General features: G+C 62.5%; 19 protein-coding genes and 1 pseudogene. 7 read left to right on the plus strand and 13 right to left on the minus strand.

Features of this window, described 5'->3' with window-relative positions:
• Positions 1 to 2: 2 nt before the first annotated feature.
• The 3 genes from ABZ728_RS09510 to ABZ728_RS09520 all read right to left on the minus strand — a co-directional run bounded on the left by ABZ728_RS09510 (position 3) and on the right by ABZ728_RS09520 (position 4,306).
• Positions 3 to 2,045: an NAD-dependent epimerase/dehydratase family protein gene (locus ABZ728_RS09510; RefSeq protein ID WP_366655861.1), complete on the minus strand. Its 2,043-nt coding sequence runs from the start codon at positions 2,043 to 2,045 to the stop codon at positions 3 to 5.
• Positions 2,042 to 3,196, minus strand: coding sequence for an NAD-dependent epimerase/dehydratase family protein (locus ABZ728_RS09515; RefSeq protein WP_366655862.1), 1,155 nt, complete (start codon positions 3,194 to 3,196; stop codon positions 2,042 to 2,044). The genes ABZ728_RS09510 and ABZ728_RS09515 overlap by 4 nt, the downstream gene beginning before the upstream one ends.
• Positions 3,197 to 3,619: 423 nt before the next feature.
• A complete protein-coding gene (locus ABZ728_RS09520) occupies positions 3,620 to 4,306 on the minus strand; it encodes a response regulator transcription factor (RefSeq protein ID WP_366655863.1) in 687 nt (228 codons plus the stop codon).
• 306 nt (positions 4,307 to 4,612) lie between these two features.
• Here ABZ728_RS09520 and ABZ728_RS09525 point away from each other — a divergent pair, with 306 nt between their 5' ends.
• Complete coding sequence (locus ABZ728_RS09525; protein WP_366655864.1) at positions 4,613 to 5,869, plus strand: MFS transporter; 1,257 nt, start codon at positions 4,613 to 4,615, stop codon at positions 5,867 to 5,869.
• A gap of 61 nt (positions 5,870 to 5,930) precedes the next feature.
• The gene (locus tag ABZ728_RS09530) at positions 5,931 to 8,654 is read left to right on the plus strand and encodes an ATP-binding protein (protein ID WP_366655865.1); all 2,724 of its coding nucleotides are present in this window, start codon (positions 5,931 to 5,933) and stop codon (positions 8,652 to 8,654) included.
• 34 nt (positions 8,655 to 8,688) lie between these two features.
• Here the strand turns inward: ABZ728_RS09530 and ABZ728_RS09535 are convergent, their stop codons facing one another.
• From ABZ728_RS09535 to ABZ728_RS09565, 7 genes are all read right to left on the minus strand, one after another.
• Positions 8,689 to 9,444, minus strand: a complete 756-nt coding sequence (locus ABZ728_RS09535) for an SDR family oxidoreductase (protein WP_366655866.1) — start codon at positions 9,442 to 9,444, stop codon at positions 8,689 to 8,691.
• 42 nt (positions 9,445 to 9,486) lie between these two features.
• Positions 9,487 to 10,932 (minus strand): aldehyde dehydrogenase family protein, encoded by a 1,446-nt coding sequence (locus ABZ728_RS09540; protein ID WP_366655867.1) that lies wholly within the window; start codon positions 10,930 to 10,932, stop codon positions 9,487 to 9,489.
• 75 nt (positions 10,933 to 11,007) lie between these two features.
• A complete protein-coding gene (locus tag ABZ728_RS09545) occupies positions 11,008 to 12,288 on the minus strand; it encodes a TRAP transporter large permease (protein WP_366655868.1) in 1,281 nt (426 codons plus the stop codon).
• Positions 12,288 to 12,806, minus strand: coding sequence for a TRAP transporter small permease (locus tag ABZ728_RS09550; RefSeq protein WP_366655869.1), 519 nt, complete (start codon positions 12,804 to 12,806; stop codon positions 12,288 to 12,290). The genes ABZ728_RS09545 and ABZ728_RS09550 overlap by 1 nt, the downstream gene beginning before the upstream one ends.
• 98 nt (positions 12,807 to 12,904) lie before the next feature.
• Positions 12,905 to 13,888, minus strand: coding sequence for a TRAP transporter substrate-binding protein (locus ABZ728_RS09555; RefSeq protein WP_366655870.1), 984 nt, complete (start codon positions 13,886 to 13,888; stop codon positions 12,905 to 12,907).
• A gap of 170 nt (positions 13,889 to 14,058) precedes the next feature.
• Positions 14,059 to 15,078 carry a low specificity L-threonine aldolase gene (locus ABZ728_RS09560; protein ID WP_366655871.1) on the minus strand — a complete coding sequence of 340 codons (1,020 nt, stop codon included), beginning with the start codon at positions 15,076 to 15,078 and terminating at the stop codon, positions 14,059 to 14,061.
• A complete protein-coding gene (locus tag ABZ728_RS09565) occupies positions 15,075 to 15,470 on the minus strand; it encodes a hypothetical protein (RefSeq protein ID WP_366655872.1) in 396 nt (131 codons plus the stop codon). The genes ABZ728_RS09560 and ABZ728_RS09565 overlap by 4 nt, the downstream gene beginning before the upstream one ends.
• A gap of 2 nt (positions 15,471 to 15,472) precedes the next feature.
• Between ABZ728_RS09565 and ABZ728_RS09570 the strand changes: the two genes are divergently transcribed.
• The 5 genes and pseudogenes from ABZ728_RS09570 to ABZ728_RS09590 all read left to right on the plus strand — a co-directional run bounded on the left by ABZ728_RS09570 (position 15,473) and on the right by ABZ728_RS09590 (position 21,633).
• On the plus strand, positions 15,473 to 16,603 hold the full coding sequence (locus ABZ728_RS09570; protein WP_366655873.1) for an RluA family pseudouridine synthase: 1,131 nt from the start codon (positions 15,473 to 15,475) through the stop codon (positions 16,601 to 16,603).
• A gap of 173 nt (positions 16,604 to 16,776) precedes the next feature.
• Positions 16,777 to 17,661, plus strand: a complete 885-nt coding sequence (rpoH, locus tag ABZ728_RS09575; protein WP_366655874.1) for an RNA polymerase sigma factor RpoH — start codon at positions 16,777 to 16,779, stop codon at positions 17,659 to 17,661.
• A gap of 239 nt (positions 17,662 to 17,900) precedes the next feature.
• Entirely contained in the window at positions 17,901 to 18,851 is a 951-nt protein-coding gene (gene trxB, locus ABZ728_RS09580) for a thioredoxin-disulfide reductase (RefSeq protein ID WP_366655875.1), read from the plus strand.
• Between the two features lie 377 nt (positions 18,852 to 19,228).
• A complete protein-coding gene (locus ABZ728_RS09585; RefSeq protein WP_366655876.1) occupies positions 19,229 to 20,119 on the plus strand; it encodes a LysR family transcriptional regulator in 891 nt (296 codons plus the stop codon).
• A 484-nt stretch (positions 20,120 to 20,603) separates the two neighbouring features.
• Positions 20,604 to 21,633, plus strand: a pseudogene (locus ABZ728_RS09590) (IS110 family transposase).
• A 407-nt stretch (positions 21,634 to 22,040) separates the two neighbouring features.
• Here the strand turns inward: ABZ728_RS09590 and ABZ728_RS09595 are convergent.
• The 3 genes from ABZ728_RS09595 to ABZ728_RS09605 all read right to left on the minus strand — a co-directional run bounded on the left by ABZ728_RS09595 (position 22,041) and on the right by ABZ728_RS09605 (position 25,253).
• Positions 22,041 to 23,354, minus strand: coding sequence for a lytic transglycosylase domain-containing protein (locus tag ABZ728_RS09595; protein ID WP_366655877.1), 1,314 nt, complete (start codon positions 23,352 to 23,354; stop codon positions 22,041 to 22,043).
• 263 nt (positions 23,355 to 23,617) lie between these two features.
• Positions 23,618 to 24,619 (minus strand): protein-methionine-sulfoxide reductase catalytic subunit MsrP, encoded by a 1,002-nt coding sequence (gene msrP, locus ABZ728_RS09600; protein ID WP_366655878.1) that lies wholly within the window; start codon positions 24,617 to 24,619, stop codon positions 23,618 to 23,620.
• A gap of 166 nt (positions 24,620 to 24,785) precedes the next feature.
• The gene (locus tag ABZ728_RS09605) at positions 24,786 to 25,253 is read right to left on the minus strand and encodes a Dps family protein (RefSeq protein WP_368077968.1); all 468 of its coding nucleotides are present in this window, start codon (positions 25,251 to 25,253) and stop codon (positions 24,786 to 24,788) included.
• Between the last annotated feature and the right edge of the window lie 102 nt (positions 25,254 to 25,355).

A 25,355-nucleotide genomic window follows, 5' to 3' on the forward strand; every position in this document is an offset into this window, starting at 1 on the left:
TCTCACCTCGCGGACGGAAAGGTGGGGGGAATCGGGGAGCCGGCCCTGCAATTCGGCATCGGCCCGACGTCGTCGGCGCGCTCGACCCGCAGCCAATTGACCAGCCGTCGAACGCCGCTCTTCCATTCTATGGCCGGCACCCATCCCAGCGCCGCGTTCAGTCGGCGCGTATCGGAAACGAAGTATTTCTGGTCGCCCTGGCGCCACGGCTCGGTGCGGGTGTCGACCGGCCCGTCGATCAGATGCTCCAGACAGGCAACCAGTTCGGCCAGGCTAACGGCATTGGCCGGTCCGCCGCCCAGATTGAACGCCCGGCCGGAAACGGCGCCGATGTTGTCGAAGACACGCCGATAGGCGCGGACGGCGTCGTCGACATGAAGGATGTCGCGGACCTGAAAGCCGTCGCCGAAGATGGTCACGGGCCGTCCGGCGAGGGCATTGATTGCGAAATGAGCGACCCACCCCTGATCCTCGGTGCCAAACTGACGTTCGCCATACACACAGCTCATGCGCAGCACGGCCGTCGGCAACCCGAAGCTACGGCTGTAATCCAGAACATATTGATCAGCAGCGCCCTTGGAGCATCCATACGGCGTGACCAGACTGAGGCTGCGATCCTCGCCGACGCCGGTGGCGTTCAGTGCGTCATCCGCCGGGCGATACGCCCGGTCGAGCAGCACCAGCGGCACCTCGGCCAGATCGCCGTAGACCTTGTTGGTGCTGGCAAAAACGAAGGGCATCGGATTGGGGCGTATGGCTTCCAGCAGGTTCAGCGTGCCGCACAGGTTCGAGCGGAAATCGTCCATCGGATCGGCCAGGCTCGACGTCACGGCCACCTGCGCCGCAAGATGGATCACGCCCGATGCATCGCGGGTGACGTCGTCGACGGCGATCCGGTCGCGCACGTCGCCAATGGTCGCGCTGATCCGGGCGGGGTGGCGGCGTCTCAGCCAGGCCAGGTTCTGTTCCACCCCGACCCGCATCAGTCCGTCGAAGACGAGAACATCGCGGCCATCGGCGGCCAGGCTGTCGGCCAGATTGCACCCGATGAACCCGGCCCCGCCAGTGACCAGCACCGGCTTCCGGCCGACGATCGCCGGTCCCGGACGCGCCAGATCCAGGGTCTGCTCGATACAGACCTGCCCGCCATGCGCCAGCAGGCGCGCCGTCAGTTTCGGATGGCCGCTACTGTCGAACAGCCCCAAATGATAGTGCCGCTCGTCGAAGTGATAGCCTTCCTGGCTGGCGACATCGATGGGCAGATCCTGAAGCGCGTACCAATAGACGCGGTCGGCCGGCGCGGCCGTGATCTCAAGGAACCGGCGCGCCTGTTCGGCCTCGTCGCGGCGCCAGGTCGAATACCCGGCCTCGGTGATCCAGATTTCAGCATTGTCGGTGAATGGTTCGACCGCCTCACGCGTTTCCGCAATCAGACTGCCCCACCCCGCCCAGGTTCCTTCCTCGCTCTCCCAGGTGCCGGGAAACCCGTGCACACCGATCACGTCGATGTACTGAAGCAGTCCGCGCTCGCCCATATGGCGCAGAAGGTTGGCGTCGCTCGGGCACAGCCCGCCCAGCACCGCCCGTTTGCCGCGCTGGCGCACCCAGTTGGCGGCGGCGCCAGCCATCATGCAGAACTTTCCCCAGTCGGGGTCCAGCCGCCAATCCCAATCCAGCAGATTGTTGGGCTCGTTCCACAGTTCCACGGCTTCGAAATGGCGTCCGTAGCGGTCGATCACGCTATCGATGAAGTCGGCGAACGCCCTCAGATCGGTCGGCGGCCCGTTCGTGCGCCCGTTCTCGGCGATCGAGGGTGGTGTGTAATGAATGCAGGGAAGCAGATCGGTTTCGGCCGCAAGTTTCGGCAGCAGCCAGTCATACCAGTCCCGGCCACCCTCGACGTGAAACTCCGCCCATGACAGATGCGTTCGCAGGCGATCGACGCCGATCATGCGCATCTGTTCCAGCGCGGCTTCAGCATGGGAATGGCACCCGGGCCGGAACCATTCGACGACGCCGGGAGCGCATTTCCCGTTTGCCGTCATGTAACCAGTCCCCGCGATTCCAGTTCGGCGCTGGCATGGGCGATGTTGTCGACCGCGCCCTCGGTCACGACCCAGTCGGCCAGTTCAGCCAAGCCGACGTCCAGATCGTATCGCGGCTCGTACTGCAGGATCCGCCTTGCATGGTCGATGTCGGCAAAGCAGTGCCGGATATCCCCCGCACGGCGCTTGCCGGCAATTACGGGTTTCAGGTCCTCGCGCGCCATTACGGCGGCAAATCGCTGGGCCAGCTGCCCGATGGAAATCGGCCGTCCACTGCCGATATTGATGACCGCCCCCGCTGCCCTGGGTGCGGTCAGTGCATCAGCGAAGGCCCTGGCGACATCTTCGACATGCACGAAATCGCGCAGTTGCTGGCCATCCTCATAGATCATTGGCGGCCGGCCGTTCAGAAGGCGGGCGGCGAATACCGCCAGCACACCGGTATACGGATTGGACAGAGCCTGCCCCGGCCCGTAGACGTTGAAGAGACGCAATGCGACGGCCTCGGTGCCATAGGCCGGCGGCACGATCATCGCCATCTGCTCTTGCGCGTACTTGTTCAGCGCATAGATCGACGACAGCTTCGGCTCCTTTGATTCCGGCGTCGCGACCGGCGTCAGCGCCCCGCCATCGGCGCCGACCGGATCCCAGCTTGCCAGCCCGGAACTGCCGTTCGCACCCCGGGGGCGGGATGCGTCCTGAACATCCGATCCGGCGGCATCGCGATAAAGCCCCTCGCCATAAACACTCATTGATGACGCCACGACGATGCGCTTGATCGGCAGATCGATCATCTGTTGAAGCAGGACGGCGGTGCCGAACTCGTTGACGCCGACATAGCGTTCGATTTCGTACATGCTCTGCCCGACACCGACCTCGGCGGCCAGATGGACGACGCTGTCGACGCCATCAAGTGCGCGGCGAACAGCCTCGCGGTCGCGGATGTCACCGTCGATGACTTCACAATCGGCAACGCTGCCATTGGGCAGGGCTGTCGTCGCCGCATCCGTTCCGCACCCCGGAACATGGCCCTTGCCGGCCGGGTCGGTGTGGACCTGATCGTTGAAGTTATCGAACACGCGAACCCGCGCGCCGCGCCGAAGCAGTTCTGCCACGACATGCCGGCCAATGAACCCGGCACCACCAGTCACAAGAACGAAGTCCGTCCTGTTTTGCCCCCCGGGCTGAGGCTGAGAATGCGGAGCCGAGCGTGACATATGACGACACCTTCCCTTGTTTCGTCCTACGCTCCGGAACCCCGTGCTCATGCTGATGTTCCATGGCACCGGCCACATACGCGCAATTTCCGTCGCCGAGGTGGAGTACGGTCGAAACGGGGGCGATTTTCGGCAATCACTATTGCCCGGACACACAGCGATATCCTGTGCCGTCACGCAGAGTCGGGGATGGGAACGGGATTCAGTTGCCGATCGGGGCCGCCATGGCTGCCAGTATCGACAGTGGGCAACGCGTCAGGTCGTATGGCTCTGCGCCCGCCAACTCAGAAGGATGGGAAGGAGCGGCGCTCAGGACGGGGCGATGGGGTCGGAGCGTTCTTCCCACCCTGGTGGCCATCATTGTTCGGCCGCACATTTTTCGCCCGGACAGATCGCCGCGACATAACCGATTCTTACCGCTTGCAGCGCCGCATGCGTCCGGTTTCTGGCATCGAGCTTGCGGCAAATATTCTTGACGTGAAGCTTCACGGTCACTTCCTCGACGCCCAGACAGCGCGCAATCTCCTTGTTCGACATGCCCAGCAGAAGATGCCGGACGACGTCGTCCTCTTTGCGCGTCAGTGTGGAAACCGGCCGGCCCTTGGCGGAAACAGGTGAAGAATCGACTGGATACGCAGCCGCAAGTGCGCGGATCGCGGCCGCGTTGGCCGGTTCGCGGTTGCTGAAGGCTCGAACCACCTCAAGCAAGACTCCGCCGTCAATGGTTTTGGGCAGGAAACCGACGGCGCCGACATCCATTGCGGCCTGTACATCGGCCGGCTTTGCCAGCCCCGACATTACGGCGACCGGCGATTGCGTGGCCTTCAGAACGCGCTCCAGGCCATGCAGCCCGTCCATGCCCGGCATCCAGAGATCGAGAATGATCAGCGAGAACGGCTCGGCGTGCACTGCGGCGATCGTCGACATGGCGTCGTCAACCGAAGCCGCCGTGACGACGCTCGCATCGCTGCACTGCCGCTCGATATGCGTCTTCAGCGCGTCCCGCACGAGGGCGTGATCATCGGCAATCAGCAATTTCAGCATCTGCAGGAGCGCCCGGGGGTAATGGAGCTACGGTAACGATATTTCAACGCACACGACAAATCGATCGCGACACTACGAAAGTATATTAGCAAACTCCCTAATCGATTGTCATGCCATACATTCGATGTCGAATTTGTTTTTTTCTCGGCAGACCACGCAACGGCCGGCGGCCGCCTCTCCGCAGGTCCACCTGCTTAATGCGCATAGCAGCGCATAGGTTTTGAGCGTTGTGCCGATTCTGCCGGCGCGCGATCATGCGTGCGATAACCTCTTGCGTGCTCCGCCCATTTTCGTCTGTGCAGACCAGTGTCAAATTACTTCTCGTTCATTAAGAAAAATATCCGTCTGCTTTCTTTCGGATTTACGCTCACCTGTTTTTCTGCCTTCGGCCAGACGTTTTTCATTGCGCTTTTTGGCGCCGAGTTCAGAAATGAATTCGATTTAAGCAACAGTCAATTCGGTGGCGTGTATTCGATCGCAACGCTGTCAAGTGCGCTGACCCTCATGGGAATCGGACGCCTCATCGACCGAACCAGCCATACACGATTTGCAGCGTTCGTCTGCTGCGGCCTTGCCACTGCCTGCGTGGTTGCCTCCAGCGCCTCAAACGTCCTGATGCTGGGGCTGGCGCTATATGGCCTGCGGCTGTTCGGACAGGGGCTGATGACCCATACCGCCATGACGACCATGGCGCGATGCTATGACCGCGATCGCGGAAAATCGATCAGTCTTGCCGGCACCGGTGTTCCGGCCGGCGAGGCCGTTCTGCCGTTCCTTGTCGTATCGGCTGCGGCGATCCTGGATTGGCGGACTGCATGGCTGGCGTTTGCCGGTGTGCTGGTCATTTTCGTCCTTCCCATCGTCCTCTTTACCGGTTCAGGGAAGCCGAACGAAAGCGAAAGCGACACCGACGGCCGAAGCCGGGATGGCGCCATCCAGCGGAGGGGATTCACCGCCAGTCGCGATTTTACCACCGCCGAGGTGCTCCGCGACCTCAGGTTTTTGCTGCTGTTGCCCGTGTTTCTGGCAACGCCGTTCATTACCACCGGCATCATGTTCCACCAGGTCGTGCTGGTCGAGGAAAAGGGCTGGTCGCTGGCCTGGTATGCCGCCACCTTCAGCGGTTTCGCCGCGGCGGCGACCGTCTCCGCCATCTATCTCGGCACTCTGGTCGATCGCATCGGCACCGTCAGCATTCTGCCGTTCTATCTGCTTGGCATCGCCGCAGGATGCGTGGTGCTGGCAACGGTGGATCATCCTGCGGCCGCGCTTTTGTTCATGCTGCTGGCCGGAGTGTCGGTCGGTGGGCAAATGCTGGTCACATCGGCGCTATGGCCCGAACTCTATGGCCGAAAACATATCGGCGCGATCCGGTCCATGACCACCGCCATGATGATCGTTGCAACCGCCGGAAGCCCATTCGCGTTCGGCTGGCTGATCGACGGCGCGGTCACCATGTCCACACTCGCAGGTTACTGTGCCCTCTACATCCTTGTCGCTTCCGCCGTTGCAGTCGCGGCGGTGAAGCGTCACAGAAATGCCGAGCTGCAACACGCACTATAAGGAGCATACTTATAACACTATTCGCTTTATAGTTGACTTCGGTAGCCAGAACGTCCGACAAGTGTCGTTCATCGGAATCGCGGACAGCAGCGGCAGGATCGGCTTCACATTCATGCGGCAGACAGTCATCGCCAGCGCCTTCCTGTTCGCGGCAATGCTCGTACTGGTCATCGGACGGGACATAAAACGAAACTATGACGACGCGTGGAACGCAGCGGAGACGGATGCCGACGCCCTCGTGCGGATCGTTGCGGAACAGTCCGTCCGCACCCTGGCCGTTGCCGACGCTGCCCTCGACATGGCCGCCGCTGCGCTGCCGGTCGAGGACGAACGCGCCGCCGACCGGCTGGCCGCCGCGTTCCGCGACGTCGGCTTCCTGCGAGACGTCGTCGCCATTGATCTGACGGGGGAAATCGTCACCAGTCTGATGCGCCCGCCCCCGCGCCTTACCGGACCGGCGGCTTCGGCCGAAGCGTTTCCCGGTTCGACCCTTGCACGTTCGACGCGCGAAACGATTGCCGACGGGTTGGAAGCCTCGCCGGACCCCTATTCACTGGTGCAGGGCAGGAACGCGGCACTGATCGATTCGCCGGCTGCGGCACGCGATCATGACGCATTGCTGCTTGTCCGCCGGGTGACCCATGTCGACCAGACCACGCCTGTGGCATCGCTGATCGCGGTGATCGATGTCGGGCATTTGACGCAGTCGTTCGACACACTGACAATCGATTCCGACACCTCCGTCGCCCTCGTCACGCCGTCAGGGACGATTATGGCGTACAACGCCGAGGACGCGAGCCGGTTCGATGCCTATTGGAATCCCATGGTCACCGGCGATGACCGATCACCGTCCCGGCTTTCGTCGATGATGGCCCTTATCGGCGATCCTGCCGAGAGCGAGCAGCAACCGGTCGACATGACCGAGACGCTTGTTGATTCGTCATCGGGAGGCGAGGCGCGCATCGTCGCCGCGCGACCGGTGGGCTCCTATCCGGTCGTAGCTGTCGCCGCGATCGGCCGGGAGGGCATTCTCGGAGAATGGTCCAGCCGTTTGCCGTGGAAAATCGCCCTCTTTTTTGCGGTCATGGGCGTCATTCTGACATCCGCACGGATCATGTCGCGGCAGATCGACCATACGCGCGAATCCCAGCACCGGGCCATTCGGAACGAAGGCTTGTTCAAGGACTTTGCCGAGGCGGCGTCCGACTGGTTCTGGGAAACCGACCGCCAGTTCCGCCTCACCTATGTATCCGACCGTTTCTGCGAAACGATGGGGTTGTCACACGGCGATCTGATCGGAACGATCATGCCTCTGCGCACGGAACGGGTCGCGAGCCAGGGCACCAGTCGGCTCACGATATCATCGGCCGTTGCCTCGGCCGTTCGTAAACGCGAAGCTTTTCGCGATATCGAAGGAACGATCAGGAAGCCGGGCGGCAAGAGACTGCACTGTCTGCTGTCCGCCAATCCCGTGCACGACGGTGCGGGGCGGTGGACCGGGTATCGCGGGATCGGCAGAGACGTCACCACCGAAAAGGAAGCCCGCGCCGCACTGGACAGAATAAGCCTGCGCGAGCGCGATCTTCTGCGCCGCCAGAGTGCCATTCTCGATGGATTGCCGGTGCAGGTCGCATTGGTCGACAACACCGGCGACGTGATCGTATGCAATACCGGCTGGCGCGAATTCTGGGACGGCATCTTCGACGGCGATGTCGCCTGGCCGCGCAATCTGTTCGGATTGTTGCAAATCCCCGAAGTCATCGACGAGCGTGACGGACGCGCGGCCGTCGAAGGCGTGACGCGCATTCTCGATAACCCGGAAGGCAAGACCTTCTGTTATGAATACCGCATTGGCGGACCGGAATCGAACACCTGGTACCGCATGAGCGTCGTGCCCTTCGAGAGCGGGGGTGCCCTGATTGCCCAAATCGATATCAGCGAGCGCAAATTCGCCGAAGACACGATTCTCGAAGCCAAGATTCAGGCCGAAAATGCCAATCAGGCCAAGTCGAATTTTCTGACGATGATGAGCCACGAACTGCGCACGCCTCTGAATGCCATCATCGGCTTTTCCGAACTGCTTCAGTCGGGCGGGGCCGGCAAGGTTTCAGACAAGCAGTTCGAGTATCTCGGCGACATAACGACCTCCGGCCGGCACCTGTTGAATCTGCTGAACGATATTCTCGATCTGTCCAAAATCGAGGCGGGCCGCCTGGAACTGGAACTGTCGAGAGTCGACCTTTCCCGCCTGATCAGGGACAGCATGCGGTTCATCGAGACCCGCGCCGCTGAAAAGGGGTTGATCGTTCACCCGCCCGACACCGAAGAACGGGTATTCGTGATCGTCGATGAACGGCGGATGAAGCAGGTCCTGATCAACCTCCTTAGCAATGCGGTCAAGTTCAATGCCGCTGGCGGTTCGATCTCGGTCGATGTGGTCGCCCAGGGCGGGGACGAAGGCGCGGCCCTGGGAGGAACTCAGGGTAAGACCGGCAACGGCGGCGAGGAGACGGTGTCGATTGTCGTCTCCGACACCGGCATCGGAATGAGCACGGAAGAAGCCGGCCTTGCCATGGAACCGTTCCGCCAGATCGCCAACTCGATGACGAGACAACAGGAAGGCACCGGGCTGGGCCTGCCTCTGGTGGATCGCCTCGTCAAGCTTCATGACGGTCAGTTCCGGCTGTCCAGCACGCCGGGCAAGGGTACCAGGGCCGAGATCCTGCTGCCCCGCACCGCCCTTTATCAACACGACCGGATTCCCGACGCCCGTGCCGCAAGCTAGTCCGCGGCACCGGCGGTACTGGTCGGAATTCGCGTCAGACGCAGCGCCCGCCATCGACCTCCAGGCAAACGCCGGTCAGGAAAGCGGCCTCGTCCGACGCCAGAAACAACGCCGCATTGGCGACGTCGAGCGGCGTGCTGAGCCGGCCAAGCGGGATGCCTTCGATGACTTTCGCACGCTTTTCCGGGCTGTCGCCGCCGATGAAATCGTCGGTCAGACCGGTTTCGCCCATCACCGGATTGATCGCCACGACCCGGATATTGTCCTTGCCCAATTCGGCGGCCATACCCTTGGTCGCCGTGATCGCCGCGCCCTTGGTCGCATTATACCAGACAAGCCCCGGACGCGGCCGGATGCCGGCGGTCGATGCGATGTTGACGAACACGCCGCTTCCGGCCTTGCGGAATACGGGAATGGCGAATTTCGCCGTCAGATACAGGCTCTTGACGTTGACGTCGAAGACCCGGTCGAACTGTTCCTCGGTGATATCGAGGATCGGGCCGTTGCGATGTGTGGTACCGGCATTATTGACCACGATGTCGAGGCCGCCGAAAGCCGCAAGTGTCTCATCGATCATACGCTCGACATCGGCGCTGACCGCGACATTGGCGGTGACGGCAACTGATGTGCCGCCCTTCGCCGCGATATCGGCGGCCACACGGCCCGCAGCATCGCCATTGATGTCCGCGACCACAACCCGGGCGCCCTCGTCGGCATAGCGCCGCGCGATTCCCTCACCGAAGCCACCGCCACCGCCGGTGACGATCGCAACCTTGTCTTTCAATCTCATACTGCATGCTCCCCTTCAGGCGAAATCATCCGCCGACAGCCGTCATCCGTGGCGAATGGTCACCGTTTTGACAGTGGTAAAGCTGACCATGCCGTCGAAGCCTTTTTCACGGCCGAATCCGGACTTCTTCACGCCACCGAAAGGCAGTTCGATGCCGCCTCCGGCGCCATAACTGTTGATGAAGACCTGGCCGGACCTGACGCCACGGGCAAGGCGCATCTGACGGCCGCCATCAGCTGTCCATATACCCGCACACAGACCGAAATCGGTACCGTTGGCCGCCTCCAGCGCATCGACCTCGTCTTCGAATGGCATCGCCGCCAGGACCGGGCCGAACACCTCCTGCTGGGCAAGGAAGTGATCGCGCGGCACATTGCCGAAGACCATGGGAGCCTGAAAGAAACCGCCCCGGTCGGCACCGGTGGCCAGTTTGCCCGTTGCCGCAACGGCAATTCCGTCGCCGCGGGCCCGCTCCAGAAACGAATCCACCCGCGCCTTCTGCTTTGCGCTGATCAGCGGCCCGCAGTTGGGGTCGTCGGCGGCATCGACCGGACCGGCGATCATGCCGGAAACACGATCACAGACCGCGCCCAGCACACGGTCATAGGCGCTGCGTTCGACCAGCAGCCGGCTGCCGGCTGAACAGGTCTGGCCGGCGTTCTGGATGAAAGCGTTGGTCAGGATCGGCAGAGCCGCTTCGAGATCGACGTCGCCAAAGACGATCTGCGGTGATTTTCCGCCCAGTTCCATGGTGACCGGCCGGTTGTTCGCGGCTGCCGCCGTCTGGACCAGCGCCCCGGTTTCCGGCGAGCCCGTGAACGAGATGTGGTCGACATCCGGATGGGCCGACAGCCGCGCGCCCGCCTCGGCGCCAAAACCGGTGACGATGTTCAGGGCGCCGGTCGGCAAGCCCGCCTCCAGTGCCAGTTCGGCCAGCCGCAGGATCGACAGGCAGGCATCTTCGGCCGGTTTGACGACGCAGGCATTGCCGGCGGCCAGGGCGGCGCCGACCGAGCGGCCGAAGATCTGCATGGGATAGTTCCATGGCACGATATGGCCGGTCACGCCGTGCGGCTCGCGCAGGGTCAGCACCGTATAGCCGTCCTGGAACGGTATCGTCTCGCCGTGCAGCTTGTCGGCGGCGCCGGCATAGTATTCGAAATACCGGTGGCAACAAACGGCGTCTACGCGTGCGGCCGGGCGCGGCTTGCCGCAATCGCGGCTCTCCAGCGCGGTCAGTTCATCAAGATGGGCGTCGATCAGATCTGCCCAGCGGCGCAGCACGCGGCTGCGCTCGACAGCCGTCATGCGGCCCCAGGCGCCGTCGAAGGCGCCGCGTGCCGCGACGACTGCATCATCGATATCCGCCGCGTCACCGCGCGCCAGGGACTCGAAAACCTGGCCGGTCGAGGGATCGACGACGTCGATGGTTTCATGCGTTTTGGCGGCACGCCAGGCGGCGCCGATCAGCAGGGATCGGTCGGGCATCGTCTTCTTCCTTGTGCAATCGGTCGAGCAGCAATCTTCGGACGGATGACCCGGCCCGCGTGCGTGCAGGACCGGTCATCCGCCGTAAAGCAGGTCCCGGAATACCAGCGTAACGAACGGAATGTAAGTGATGATCATCAGGCAGGCCAGCATGACGAGCACGAAAGGCAGCAAAGGGATGATGAACCGGTCTACCGGCAGTCGCGCGACCTGCGACGCGGCGAACATGTTGACGCCCAGCGGCGGGGTGAACATGCCCAGTGCCAGATTGACGACCATGATCATGCCGAAATGGACCGGGTCCAGGCCGAACGACACCGCGATCGGCAGCAGGATCGGCGCCAGCACGATGATCGCCGCCGACGTCTCGATGAACATTCCGACCAGCAGCAGAACGACATTGACCGCCAGCAGGAATGTCCAGCCCTCGTTGAAGACCTGCGTCACCCAGCGCGCGATTTCCGCCGGAACTCCGGCCCGGGTCAGCACGAAGCTGAACAGCGCCGCCGCCGCTATGATCAGCATGATGACCGATGTCGCGACCATGGAATTTCGCAGGATTTCCGGCAGGTCCCGGGGCTTGAGCCGCCGATAGACGAACATCCCGACGATCAGCGCGTAGAAGACGGCAACCGCCGATGCCTCGGTCGGCGTGAAGACGCCGCCATAGATGCCGCCAATGACCACGAACGGCATGATCAGCGCCCACAGCGCCCGCTTGAAGGCGGTCCATACGCCCAGCCGGTCCTCGGCCGGACGCTCCCCGTATCCCTTGATGCGGGCGACGATATGAACGAACACCATCAGCGCGATACCGACGACCAGCCCGGGTCCGATGCCGGCAATGAACAACTGCCCGATCGAAGTCTCGGTCGCGACGCCGTAAAGGATCAGCGGTATCGACGGCGGGATCAGCACGCCCAGGCTGGCGGACGAGGCCTGGACCGAGGCCGCGAAAGGCTTGGGATAGTCGTCCCTGACCATCGCCGGGATCAGGATCGCGCCGATCGCAAAGGTCGTCGCCACGCTCGATCCCGAGACGCTGGCGAAAATCATGCAGGTCAGCACGCAGGTGCAGGCCAGGCCGCCGCGCACGCCGCCCACGATGGATTTGGCGAAATCGACCAGACGTTCCGATATTCCGCCGGCGGACATCAGATTGCCGGCCAGGATGAAAAACGGAATCGCCATCAGCGTGAAGCTGTCGATGCCGGTGAACATGCGCTGCGCCACCAGCAACAGCGGCAACCGGGTGAAATATTCGATCGCCACCACCGCCGCCATGGCGATGCCCACTGCGATCGGGACACCCAGCATGAACAGGATGCCCATGGTCAGGGCCATTGCTGCGTTCATCAGGTAGCGCTCGCTTTGGGATCGACGATCAGCAGATGGCCTTCCGGGTCGCGCCAGACATCGATGGCGCGGCTGATAACACTGAAGATGCTGAGCACCGCCCCGACCGGTATCGCCGCGTAGACATAGGCAATACTGATGAACAACCCGGCCAGGTTCTGGTTCTGAACGCGCAGCATCATGCTATAGCCCTGCCACGCCAGGACGACCAGGAACACCACACAGACGACGGACACGAGAAGATAGATGCCGATCATCATGCCACGCGGCACCAGACGATAAATCAGCTCGACGCCGATCATCGCGCCGGTCTTGAAGGCATAGGGCGCCGTCAGAAACACGGCCCAGATCATCATCGAACGGATCGCCACTTCCGACCATGTCGACGGCATCCCGGCCACATAACGCGTCCAGACCTGATATATCGCCAATGCCGCCGAAACGGCCAGCAGCAGCGCGGCGACCGCAATTGCCGCACGGGTCACTGCGGACTCGATCCGCTGAAACCAGACTATCATCCGAATATTCGCCCCGCGTCGGCCGTCAGGTCGGTTTCATCCGGCCCGCCCCGGCAGAAAGGCCGGGGCGAAGCCGTTGGAGTAAGCGCTGCTCGGGATCAGTCGAGACCCCAGTTCTGAATGCGCTCGATCAGATCCTGATCGAAACGGTCGGCAAAGACCTCGTAGGCCGGAGAAACAGCCTCCTGAAAGGCTGCCTTGTCGACTTCCTCGACCACCTCGACGCCCAACTCGCGCAGTTGATCGACGCCGTCGCGCTCTTCGCTCAGAACACGCTCGCGGGTGGCTTCGGCGGACGCTTTCGCCGCTTCGCGGAACCAGCCCTTCTGCTCGTCGTTCAACTGATCCCACGAGAACGGCGACATCAGAACGATGGCCGGCGAATAGACATGACCGGTCAGCGTCAGATAATCCTGAACCTCGTGAAAATTGGCCGCCGTGATCACGGCGATCGGGTTTTCCTGGCCATCGACCGTGCCCTGCTGCAGGGCCGTGAAGACCTCCGGCCACGCCATGGGCGTCGGCGCCACGCCGGCGGCTTCGAACGCGCGCATATGGACTTCGTTCTCCATTGTCCGGATCTGCAGGCCCTGCATGTCCTCCGGCGTTTCGACCGGGCGCACCGAATTGGTCAGGTGGCGGAAACCGTTCTCGGACCATGCCAGACCGATCAGATCCTGCTCGGCCATGCCGTCGAGCATTTCCTGGCCGATTTCGCCGTCGAGCACGCCGCGCGCATGGTCATAGTCGCGGAACAGGAAAGGCAGGTCGAGCACCAGGACATCCGGCACGAAATTGCCCAGCGGACCGCTGGAGGTGATGACAAGATCGACCGATCCGATCTGAAGCCCCTCGATCATGTCACGCTCGCCGCCAAGGGCGCTGGCGGGCTGCTCGACGATCTCGATGCTGCCGTCGCTCAATTCGGCGATGGTATCGGCGAAAGCCTGATACCCGTCTCCGTAATGGCTATCCGAGGCGAGCGAATGGCCGAGATCGAAGGTCAGGTCCTGTGCCGCGGCACCACTGGACAAAAGGGCGATGGCGGCGGCTCCGCCAAGTGCGGTACGCAAGATGGTCATGTAATCGATCCTCCCGTTTTTGACGTCGCGCCGGTGACTGTCGGCACGTTGATCACTTTTGGCAAATGGTCATACCAGAATGCCCTGCGATGTGTACCGTCATTCCGGCGACAGGCGCAAGCCGACCGTGCGTCGATCGACACTTCCGGCATCGGCGCCGCAAGCCTGGTCTACCCTGCGGCGACGGCAAGGAACCGATCGACATCGGTGTCGGTGATCGCGAACGAGGTCACAAGGCGCACCGAGCCATCGCCCCACCGATAGAACAGGATACCGGCGGATTCCACCCGGTCGGCCATGGGGTCGGGCAGCACGGCGAAGATTTCATTCGCTTCCACCGGATGCTGCAACCGGACACCCGGCAACGCTTCCAGCCCGTCGGCCAGCCGCCGCGCCGCGCCGTTCGATTGCCGGGCGAGCCGCAGCCACAGGCCGTCGGCCAGCCACGTATTCAATTGCGCCGACAGAAACCGCATCTTGGAGAACAGGTGACCGGCCCGTTTGCGCCGAAACCGCGTATCTGCCGCCAGGTCAGGATCGAAGAAAACGACCACCTCGGCGGCGATACAGCCATTCTTGGTCGCGCCCAGGCTGAGAACGTCGACGCCCGCGCGCCATGTCAGGTCGGCGGGGCTGCTCCCGGTCGAAACGACCGCATTGGCGAACCGGGCACCGTCCATATGAACCCGAAGCCCGCGTGAACGGGCGATTTCCGCGATCGCCGCGACGGCCTCGGGCCGGTAGACGGTTCCAGCCTCGGTCGCTTGCGTCAGGCTGACGACGCTGGGCTGCACGCGGTGGACGTTGCCGGAACCGGCAGCGTCGATCGCGGCCGCCACCGTCCCGGCGTCCAGGCGGCCATGCTCGCCGTCCAACGCAATCAGCTTGGCGCCGCCGGTAAACATTTCCGGTGCACCGCACTCGTCGACGTTGATGTGACTGCCCCGGTGGCAAAGGATGCTGCCCCAGGGCGGGCACAGTGTGGCCAGCGCCAGCGAATTGGCCGCCGACCCGGTCGCGACGGGGAAGACCGCCAGCCGATCGGTCTCGAAAACCTCCGCCAGCGCCGACTCCAACTGCCGTGTCGCCGCGTCGTTGCCATAGGGCATCGCGGCACCGGACAGTGCCGGCCCCAGGGCTTCGAGGATTTCCGGCGCCGCGCCGGCCGTATTGTCGCTGCAGAAATTCATTCGGTTTCTCCCGGTACCGGTGCCAGCCCCGGCACGGAGCGGGCGCCCGTGTCGCCAGTCGGCAAGGCGGCGGGCACGCCGACGGTGCCGATCTCGTCGCCGGTGCGCAGATCGACGACCTTGAACAATGTGGTCGCGTCAGGCATCTGAAGGATGAGGATCAGGTGGTCCGCCGTTGCCTCGGTCCCGGCCAGCGCGGCGCCGGCCGGTATCTCGACCGATGCGGCAAAGGCTTCGCCCGATGCCGGCCTGACGGAAGCAGTGACCGGAGCAGCGTCAGGGGACGCCGGATCGGGGCTTTGTGTCCGGTGAATGAGTTCGACGATGATGATCGAAACGCCGAGGAGGATCATCACCCCCATGACGGCGGTCAGAATTTTGAGTGCTTTCAAAGATGCCAATTCCGATTGAAGTCGACGACGACGATGATTATGACCCGGACGGGTCGGCTGGAGCCATCGATCGGGCAGAGCGCGACCCATCCATCCGCCAGGGCGACATCCCTGAAGAACGGCGCGGCGAGCGGATCGACCGCGTGCTGGCCGGTCTGGTCGACGATATTTCGCGCAGCCGCCTGCAATCGCTCATTGCCGACGGCGCCTTTACTCTGGACGGGCAAACGATAGCCGACCCCGCATACAGGGTCAAACAAGCTGCGGCATGGCGGATCAAGATCCCTGCGCCGGACGATCCGGTACCTCAGGGTCAGCCGATCGATCTCCCCATCGTGTTCGAGGACGCGCACCTGATCGTCATTGACAAACCGGCCGGCATGGTCGTGCACCCCGCCGCCGGTCATCCGGACGGTACATTGGTCAATGCGCTGATCCATCACTGCCGGGGCAGCCTGTCGGGCATCGGCGGCGTCGCACGGCCGGGGATCGTTCATCGGCTCGACCGCGACACCAGCGGCCTGATGGTCGCGGCCAAGACAGACGCTGCCCACGCCGCGCTTTCCGCCCAGTTTGCCGACCGCACCCTGTCGCGGACCTATTGGGCGGTCGTGCGCGGCGTACCGATTCCAGGAGAAGGCCGTATCGACGCTCCGATCGGACGCAGCCGCTTCGACCGGAAGAAGATGGCCGTCGTCACCGGACAGACCGGGCGCCGGGCAGTGACCAACTTTCGGACCATTGGCGTTGGAATGCCGGGCGGCGCCGGAAGCGACAAGGCGGGCGTGCGATCCGGCGGCGTGGCGCTGCTGGAATGCCGGCTCGAAACCGGCCGGACCCACCAGATCCGCGTCCACCTGGCGCATATCGGCCACCCCCTGATTGGCGACCCTGTCTATGGAAGGGCGAACCGGAGATCCGGCAGCACCCACGCGGGCGATTTGCCGCCGCGATTTCGCCCGGTGGTCGCCACATTCCCGCGTCAGGCTCTTCATGCTTCTGGGCTGAAGTTCGTCCATCCGGCGTCCGGCGAGTCGGTTATGTTTCACGCTCAGGCCCCGGCTGATCTGCGCGATCTCGTCGCCGAACTGGGAATGACCTTTCCCGAGCCGACGGCGGCTTGTTCAACCTGACGGCGAAAACCGAAGCCTTCGGCACGATCGTCGACCGACTGGGGAAATCCGCTATAGCCGACCGTGGAACTAAGGTATTAGTCTGGTAGTTAGTCAGGGACGCGAGGCGTGGTGGACAATCAGGTCCGGGCGCCGAAGTCGTCGCCACTTTTAAATCGAGAGGCTGTCCAACGATGGCTCAAGTGCCAAGCGCACCGGCGATAGGGCCGGAAAGCAATCTTTCCCGGTATCTTCAGGAAATCCGCAAGTTTCCGATGCTGCCGCAGGAAGAAGAATACATGCTTGCCAAGGCGTGGCGGGAACATGACGACACCCAGGCGGCGCACAAGCTCGTCACCAGCCATCTGAGACTGGTGGCCAAGATCGCGATGGGATATCGCGGTTATGGGCTTCCGCTCGCTGAACTCATCTCAGAAGGCAATGTCGGCATGATGCAGGCCGTCAAGCGCTTCGATCCGGAGCGTGGTTTCCGGCTGGCGACCTATGCGATGTGGTGGATCAGGGCCGCCATTCAGGAATACATCCTTCACAGCTGGTCGCTGGTGAAGATCGGCACGACGGCTGCACAGAAAAAGCTCTTCTTCAATCTGCGCCGGCTGAAGGGCCAGCTTCAGGCGATCGATGACGGCGATCTGCCCAAGGAAACCGTCGAGAAGATCGCTACTGAGCTGAGCGTCCCGGAGCAGGACGTCATCAACATGAACCGCCGGCTGGCCAGCCCCGACAACTCGCTCAACGCACCGCTCAAGGCGGATGGCGATGGCGAATGGCAGGATTGGCTGGTCGACGATACCGAGAACCAGGAAATCCAGCTCGCCGACCGGCAGGAGCTGTCGAACCGACAGCGGCTGCTGAAGAACGCCATGTCGGCGCTGAACGACCGCGAGCAGCACATCCTGACCGAGCGTCGGCTCAAGGACCAACCGTCGACGCTGGAAGATCTGAGCCAGGAGTACGGCATCAGCCGGGAACGGGTGCGCCAGATCGAGGTCCGAGCCTTCGAGAAACTTCAAAAGGCCGTCAAGAACGCGGCTATGGACGAGAAGCTGGCCGACTGACGCGAGACTTCTCCGACGGCACGTGCGGCCCCGCCCTGGCCCCACCCGGGAGCCGCGGGGCCGTCTGAACGCTGTCGGCCACGCAATGTTGGCGTCGCGCCAGCTTCGTGCTACCAGATCACCGTGGTTGACGGGCGGCTTGGGCTGTTCCGTCACATGGCCGTTCTCCCCCGCCAGCCCCATATATGCCTCGTCACCGTCCAGCCGCACATACCCAGCTGCCCATACAGGGACCCGTCATGGCCGAAATTCATAAAACAAAGGTCCTGATCATCGGATCGGGACCGGCCGGCTACACCGCCGCGATCTATGCCGCCCGAGCCAATCTCTCGCCGATTCTTGTTCAGGGGCTTCAGCCGGGCGGGCAATTGACGATCACGACGGACGTCGAGAACTATCCCGGATTCGCCGACGTGATCCAGGGTCCCTGGCTCATGGAGCAGATGGCCGCACAGGCTGAGAAATGCGGCACACGCATGATGTTCGATATCGTCAACGGCGTGGACTTTTCCGAACGGCCGTTCAAGTGCACCGGCGACAACGGCGATACTTACATCGCCGATACCGTGATCATCGCCACCGGCGCCCAGGCACGATGGCTCGGCCTGCCAAGCGAGGACCGGTACAACGGCCGCGGCGTGTCGGCCTGTGCGACCTGTGACGGCTTCTTCTATCGCAACAAGCCTGTCGCCGTCGTCGGGGGAGGTAACACCGCGGCTGAAGAGGCACTCTATCTCGCCAATATATGCGAATCGGTGACACTGGTTCACCGGCGCGATGCCTTGCGGGCCGAAAAGGTGTTGCAGGACCGGCTGAACAGGAATCCTAAAATCAACTTCGCCTGGAACGCGACGGTCGACGAAATCCTCGGAGACGATGGTCCCATGGGCGGCGTCACCGGTCTGCGGATCAGGGACACGAAAAGCGGCGCGCTGAGCGAAATACCCGTAGAAGGCGTATTCATCGCGATCGGTCACGATCCGGCGACAGCGGTTTTCAAGGGACATGTCAATACGGACAATGATGGCTATATCAGCGTTGACGCCGGGACGACGCGCACGAACGTCCCCGGCGTGTTCGCTGCCGGCGACGTTCACGACAAGATATACCGGCAGGCCGTAACGGCGGCCGGTCTCGGATGTATGGCCGCTCTTGACGCCGAAAAATTCATCGGCGAGCACGATCAATGATGAACGAATAGAGCGGGCCGCCGGTTCGGCAAAAATTGGGGTCTCAGTTCCGGGGCCCGGTTCGGGGGCACCGTTGGCGGGCGGAGGCCGGGGAACGCCTCTCGACGTCTTCAGGGCTAGGTGTCATTGTCCTTTCAGGGTAAGTAAGCATTCTTTACCGGAACCGGGTTATGGTGGACCGAGTTGGCGCTGGGGGCAGGAATTGGCCCGCCGGGGTGTATGATGCTATGCCATCCCCTCCGACAGTGACCGGCCGGAAGTGACTGGCCACGCCGATAAAGGTTTCGGGAATTTTGGGGGGCCTGCATTGAAAAGAGCCGCGCGGCGCCAAATGATTGGCCGGCAATGCCGACGCCGCTGACTGTACTGGGGGGATCATGGACTGGGACAAACTTCGGGTGTTTCATGCGGTGGCAGAAGCGGGAAGCTTTACGCATGCCGGTGAAAAACTCAATCTGAGCCAATCGGCCGTCAGCCGCCAGATCAGCGCCCTGGAGGAAAGCCTGAACGTCGCTTTGTTCCACCGGCACGCGCGGGGTCTTATCCTGACCGAGCAGGGGGAATTGCTGTATCGAACGGCCCGGGATGTCTTCTCCCGCCTTTCGATGACCGAGGCACAGCTCTCGGAAAGCAAGGAAAAGGCACAAGGGCCGCTGAAGGTGACGTCGACAGTGGCTTTCGGATCGACATGGCTCACGCCCCGGATTCGGGAGTTCCTGCAACAACACCCGGAAATCAATCTAACGCTGCTGATCGATGACAACGAACTCGACCTGTCCATGCGTCAGGCGGACATCGCGATCCGGATGACGGTGCCCAGACAGCCGGATCTGATACAGCGCCATCTCATGACAGTCCGCTTTCACATCTATGGCTCGGTCGACTACCTGAAACGGCACGGGATTCCCGAAACCGTCGACGATCTGGCTGATCACGATCTGATTATCTATGGTGAAGACGTCAAAGCCCCCGTCCAGAACGTCAACTGGCTCATGGGGCTGGGCGGCGGCACGGCCGCCAATCGCAAGGTGATCCTGCGCGTCAACAATCAGTATGCCATTTATCGCGCGGTGCGCAGCGGGCTCGGACTTGCCGCCCTGCCCGACTATATGGTCGACACCAATCTGAACGTAGTCAAGGTTTTGCCGGAGGTTGCGGGTCCGACGGTGGAGACGTATTTCGTATATCCGGAAGAGCTTCGCCACTCGAAGCGGATTTCAGTGTTCCGCGACTTTCTGATCAAAAAGGTGGCAAGCGCCAAATTTTGACGCGATGCCGTTGATACGCATGTCGAAAGCCGCGGTCAGGCAGGCAGAGCCGTGTTCCAGGAACCCTTTGTGCCCTGCTTGGCCTGCAGGCTGATTAACAATTTACTAAGCGCGGATACGTTCGTGAGCTATGCAAGGTGTGCATGTTTGAGTTCGCATATTGTGCATAGTAAAACATCACACAGCGACTATTTTATAGACATGACGCGGTGCTGTGAACCGGGTCAACGAAATCCGGGTTTCGACCCGGATGGGGCTTCGTTTTCGAAGTCCTACGTCTCCCAGACGTGAAGCCTCCCTGTTCAACTCGCCGGATCGTTTACGATCCGGCGTTTTTTTTGGCTCACGCTTCGAAAATCTCCGTTTCCCGCACAACATTTCCTGATCGCCCCTGACTTGAAGGTGTGGACGGCCCCACCCCTAACGGCATCGCAATGTGCCAATGTGGTTGTGGTCCAACCGCATACGAGAGGAGCCGTCCACGATGGAAGTCAAGCTGATCGGGCTGGATATTGCCAGGCGCGTTTTTCAGGTTCAGGGCGTCGACGATACTGGAGAGGCTTTGCTGATCAAACGGTTGCGGCGCGATGCTGTGATTCGATTTTTCGCGGCCCTGCCTGCGACCACTGTTGCGATGGAGGCCTGCGCCACGGCGCACCACTGGGCGCGGGAGCTGATGGCCTTGGGCCATGAGGTTCGCCTGCTGGCGCCGCGCTACGTGAAGAGCTATGTCTGGCGCAACAAGACGGATGCGGCCGATGCCGCGGCGATCTGCGCGGCGAGCCGCGACCCGCGCATTCACGCGGTGCTGGTGAAGACGGCGGATCAGCAGGCCCTGCTGGCCGTGCACCGGGTGCGTGAATTGCTGGTGCGCCAGCGCACGACGCTGGGCAACGCCCTGCGGGCACACTTGGCCGAATTTGGCCTCGTGCCCCCCCTCCCAGGGCCAGGCCGGATTGGGCCGGTTACGCGAGGCTGTCGGCGAGGGTGAAGCCATGGGCGTGCCGAGCGTTGCCCTGCCGGCACTCCAAGCCCTGGTGGCTCAGTGGAGCGCCCTGAACGATCGGATCAAAGAGCTCGAGCGGGCCATCTTGCGCCAACACAGGGCCGACGAGGCGAGCCGGCGGCTGGCGACGATACCGGGCATCGGTCCGATCACAGCCACGGCCCTGGTGGCGACCATTGGTGATGCCCGCAACTTCAAGACCGGGCGCCACCTCGCCGCCTGGCTGGGGCTCACACCCAGAGAACACGCCAGCGGCCTGAAACGCCGCCAGGGCGCCATCAGCAAGCGCGGAGATGCCTACCTGAGGCGGTTGCTGACCCTGGAAGCGCAATCGTGGCTGCGCCATCACAAGACAAGCCAAGGCGGCACCGACCCCTGGCTTGCCGCCTTGCAGCAGCGCCGGCCAACCCCCGTTGCGGCGACCGCTCTGGCCAACAAGACTGCCCGCATAGCCTGGGTTGTCATGAGCCGGGGAGAGACCTACCGGCCGCGCCCGGCCCGCGCCTGAAGCCGGCGCGGCCGCTGAGATTGCGAGGGAAGATGACAGTATGGCGGTCACGTGCATCGCGCCACGACGCGGGCCAAACCCGACCGGATCAACGCTCAGCCAGAGCGATGACTTGAATGGGACCCATGTCGCGGCCGCCTTATTGGCCAGCGGTCATTCCGACCGCACAAACAGGCCGGATACATGACCGCAAGCGAATGCCTCGACAAAGCCATGATGCAGAAAACCCTTGCAACGGGGCCGTCCATACATGATCGGGGCACGTAGCCGGGGGAGCGAACGGGGACCTGGAGCAGGGATGACCGGTATCAGCGGCGACCGGGGGTCGCCAGAGTCGGAGCAGAAGGAGTTGGGGCGGCCGCCGCATCAATGAACGCGCCGCCCCGAACGCTATCCCGGAAATAGGTTCAGCTCGGCGTGACGAGCATGCAGGCGCCACCCTGCCTGTTCAGCCGCACGCACGCGTCGGCGGCACTTTCGGGCGTCAGTCCGATCAGCCGGGCCCGGTATAGGGAACTGCCATCAGCGGTGGTCACCGCGCTGACCTGTTCGAAAGCGCCGCCCAGTCCGGGTACCGACCGTGCCGCATCCTGCAGCGCCTGAAGACTCTGTTCCTCCGTGCGGAAGGCGCCAACCTGGACGCCCCAATCGGGTCCCGATACGCTGCCGAGATTGGATCGCGCCGCTGAACCGCCCCGGTCCGACCCGGTTTGAGCGGTGGCCGATGCGGTGCTGGAATTATTGGCCCACCGATTAACGACGTCGCCGCTGCTTGTGCCGGCGGCGGAGCTTTCGAGCGAGGCAACAAGCACGCGACCGTCACCGCTGACGTCCTGATACCCGTTGTCACTCGTCCCCGCCGACGCATTGCTGGTCGCGACAGCAGGCGTAACGGCCGGCGCCGATGATCCACTGTCAGTTGCGGATCGATTGCCGGTCGTCGGTACCGAAGATGCAGACCAATAGGGCCGGCTATCGCTGGAGGCCGATGCGGTGCTAACAGCCGAATCGGTCGCACTTGATGATGTCGAACCGGACTCGGATCGCGATGACGATGTTGCGGATGCCGTCGCGGTTGATGCGGTGGCCGGGGCGGGGGATGATGCCCGTGCCGCAGACGTCGAAGCCTGAGCCAACTGGCTGCGGCTCCCGCTGTCATAATCATACCGATCGGGGTGGGGAATATGTGCGATCTGCGGCTCTATCCGGGCCATGTAATTGCGGGTTTCCCGCGGCAGACCGCGACCACGGTTGACGTGATCGCCATAGCGGCCGGGCCCCGCGTTATAAGCGCCGAGGAAGCCGGGGAATCCATAGATCTCATACATCTGGCGGAGATAGGCGGTACCGGCGAGGATGTTGTCGCGCGGGTTATGGGGATCGGGGCCGAGATTGTGGGCGCGGCGCAGTTCCTGGTAGGTTGCCGGCATGACCTGCATCAGCCCCATGGCGCCCGCGTGACTCGTGATCGGTCGGCCACGCAAATGGGTGCGACCACCGCTTTCAACCTCCATAACGGCCCTTATCCATTCCTCGGGAACGCGAAACCGCTGCGAAGCTTCGGCAATGTGACCGTCCCAACCGCCGGGCGCAGCAGTCACCTGGACCTCGTTGTCCGGCTGCGACCCGCCGCAGGCGGACAGAACACCGACGATCAGCGCCAGAAGGGCGGTTCTGAACCCGCGCGGAAATCGCCAACATTCGATCGACCCGTCTGTCACCCTGCACCCCCGTGCCAGAATAGTTAAACCGATATCTGAGCCGCGAGCGGCAACCTACAGATTTGCTTGATTTCTTTAAAAACGCAAGCCGGAATCGCTTTAATCGGGTGGAGCCGGATTGGTTGCGCCTCCCCTGCCCGACGCTGACACTAGCAGCACAAGGGTGAAGAAACTCTTCCTTCTTGGCCGAGGCACAAAAAAATCGCCCCGGCGGATGCCGGGGCGTGGAACGAATTGGACATCTGCGGCCTTGCCGCGCTGGCCTACATGAACAACGCTTCATCCTGCCGATTCTCGTACAAGCCCTCAACGAATTCTGCATAGCCATTATAGAGCTGGGTCGGAATCATCTCGTCCGTGGCGATGTCGCGTTCCCGGGCCTGGGACCAGCGCCTGTGCGGGACTTCCGGATTGACGTTGGCCCAGAAGCCATACTCATTGCTCGCCACTTCTTCCCAGAACGTAAGTGGCCGCTCGTCGGTGAAGGTTATCCGCACGATGGATTTCAACGATTTGAATCCGTATTTCCAGGGTGCGTGAATGCGAAGTGGCGCGCCGTTCTGCCGAGTGACCGGCTGCCCGTACATGCCGGTGACCATGAACGCCAATTCGTTCATCGCTTCGTCCATGGTCAGGCCTTCAACATACGGCCACGGATACCATGCCTGCTGCTGCCCGCTGGCCATGTCCGGATCGAGGAACGTTTCCATTCGAACATACCGGGCACTGCTCAGCGGCCGTGCGTAATCGATCAGATGCGACATCTGGAATCCGCTCCACGGCACGACCATGGACCAGGCCTCGACGCATCTCAGCCGATAAATGCGCTCCTCCAGCGGCATCGCGCGGATCAACTGGTCGATATCGATCTCACGCTCTTCCTCGACCATGCCATCAAATCGGACCGTCCACGGCCGGATCTCCAGATCCTGCGCAGCACGCCAGATCTCCTTATGCGACCCGAACTCGTAGAAATTGTTATAGGTCGTAGCGAATTCGGCGTCCGTGACCGGCCGGTCGACAGTATATGCCGGGTTTCGGGTAACCGGATAAAGGTCTGCCGTCGGGTCGCCTTCCGACGCCCCCCGGACCGTTCCCCAATCCTGTTGGGCGGCCGCAAATCCCGGGGCGATCAGGCCCGCGCCGGCTGCCGTCAATAGCCCGCCGCCGGCCGCCTTCATCAGATTTCGCCGATTGAGGTAGATATGCTCGGGCGTCACCGCCGATTCCGGCAGTTCCCAACCGCGTTTGCGTTTGATCAACATAGCGAGTCCTCACCCTTCTTGCCGCCGACGACGAGGCCAATACACTTCGGTACAGCCACGCCGTCGGTTGGATGGCCAGCAGCCATTATCGAATATCAGGACAGCAAACTGTATCCGCAGGAACCGTAATCAATACGGCACCGATGAGAACCCGCGGCGAGCCCGGTCATTCCAGACTGCTGCGCAGCATCCAGGCCGTTTTCTCGTGTACCTGCATCCGCTGGGTCACCAGATCCGCCGTCGGCTGATCTCCGCATTTTTCCGCTGCCGGGAAAACCTCCCGCGCGGTTTTCACGACCGATTCCTGCCCCTTGACCAAATTTGCGATCATCTCCTGGGCCGTCGGTATCCCCTCTTCTTCAGGAATGGACGTCAGTTCCAGAAACTGCTTGTAGCTGCCGGGCGCCGGCATGCCGAGAGCGCGGATGCGCTCAGCCAGTTCGTCAACGGCGGTGGCGAGCTCGGTGTACTGCTCCTCGAACATTGTGTGGAGCGTATTGAACATCGGCCCTGTAACGTTCCAGTGGTAATTGTGCGTCTTCAGGTAAAGGGTATAAGTGTCGGCAAGCAGACGCGAAAGGCCTTCTGCGATTTCCTGGCGGTCCTCGTGCGGAATTCCAATATCAATTTTCATTGCCATATCGCTTGCTCCTCAATTTGGGCTGCTGTGGCGGCAACGGCTCAGGAACCGTTGCCCCACAACAAGGAGATGGTAGCATCCACGATCCGATGGAAG

The sequence above is a fragment of the Fodinicurvata sp. EGI_FJ10296 genome (assembly GCF_040712075.1).
In the GTDB taxonomy this organism is placed as follows: Bacteria; Pseudomonadota; Alphaproteobacteria; order DSM-16000; family Inquilinaceae; genus JBFCVL01.

Bases quoted from the DNA above. Each gene is read 5' to 3' on its own strand.
- ABZ728_RS09510 (WP_366655861.1), bottom strand. From the start codon at position 2,045: ATGACGGCAAACGGGAAATGCGCTCCCGGCGTCGTCGAATGGTTCCGG.
- ABZ728_RS09520 (WP_366655863.1), bottom strand. From the start codon at position 4,306: ATGCTGAAATTGCTGATTGCCGATGATCACGCCCTCGTGCGGGACGCG.
- ABZ728_RS09535 (WP_366655866.1), bottom strand. From the start codon at position 9,444: ATGAGATTGAAAGACAAGGTTGCGATCGTCACCGGCGGTGGCGGTGGC.
- ABZ728_RS09540 (WP_366655867.1), bottom strand. From the start codon at position 10,932: ATGCCCGACCGATCCCTGCTGATCGGCGCCGCCTGGCGTGCCGCCAAA.
- ABZ728_RS09545 (WP_366655868.1), bottom strand. From the start codon at position 12,288: ATGAACGCAGCAATGGCCCTGACCATGGGCATCCTGTTCATGCTGGGT.
- ABZ728_RS09550 (WP_366655869.1), bottom strand. From the start codon at position 12,806: ATGATAGTCTGGTTTCAGCGGATCGAGTCCGCAGTGACCCGTGCGGCA.
- ABZ728_RS09555 (WP_366655870.1), bottom strand. From the start codon at position 13,888: ATGACCATCTTGCGTACCGCACTTGGCGGAGCCGCCGCCATCGCCCTT.
- ABZ728_RS09560 (WP_366655871.1), bottom strand. From the start codon at position 15,078: ATGAATTTCTGCAGCGACAATACGGCCGGCGCGGCGCCGGAAATCCTC.
- ABZ728_RS09570 (WP_366655873.1), top strand. From the start codon at position 15,473: ATGCCAATTCCGATTGAAGTCGACGACGACGATGATTATGACCCGGAC.
- rpoH (WP_366655874.1), top strand. From the start codon at position 16,777: ATGGCTCAAGTGCCAAGCGCACCGGCGATAGGGCCGGAAAGCAATCTT.
- trxB (WP_366655875.1), top strand. From the start codon at position 17,901: ATGGCCGAAATTCATAAAACAAAGGTCCTGATCATCGGATCGGGACCG.
- ABZ728_RS09585 (WP_366655876.1), top strand. From the start codon at position 19,229: ATGGACTGGGACAAACTTCGGGTGTTTCATGCGGTGGCAGAAGCGGGA.
- msrP (WP_366655878.1), bottom strand. From the start codon at position 24,619: ATGTTGATCAAACGCAAACGCGGTTGGGAACTGCCGGAATCGGCGGTG.
- ABZ728_RS09605 (WP_368077968.1), bottom strand. From the start codon at position 25,253: ATGAAAATTGATATTGGAATTCCGCACGAGGACCGCCAGGAAATCGCA.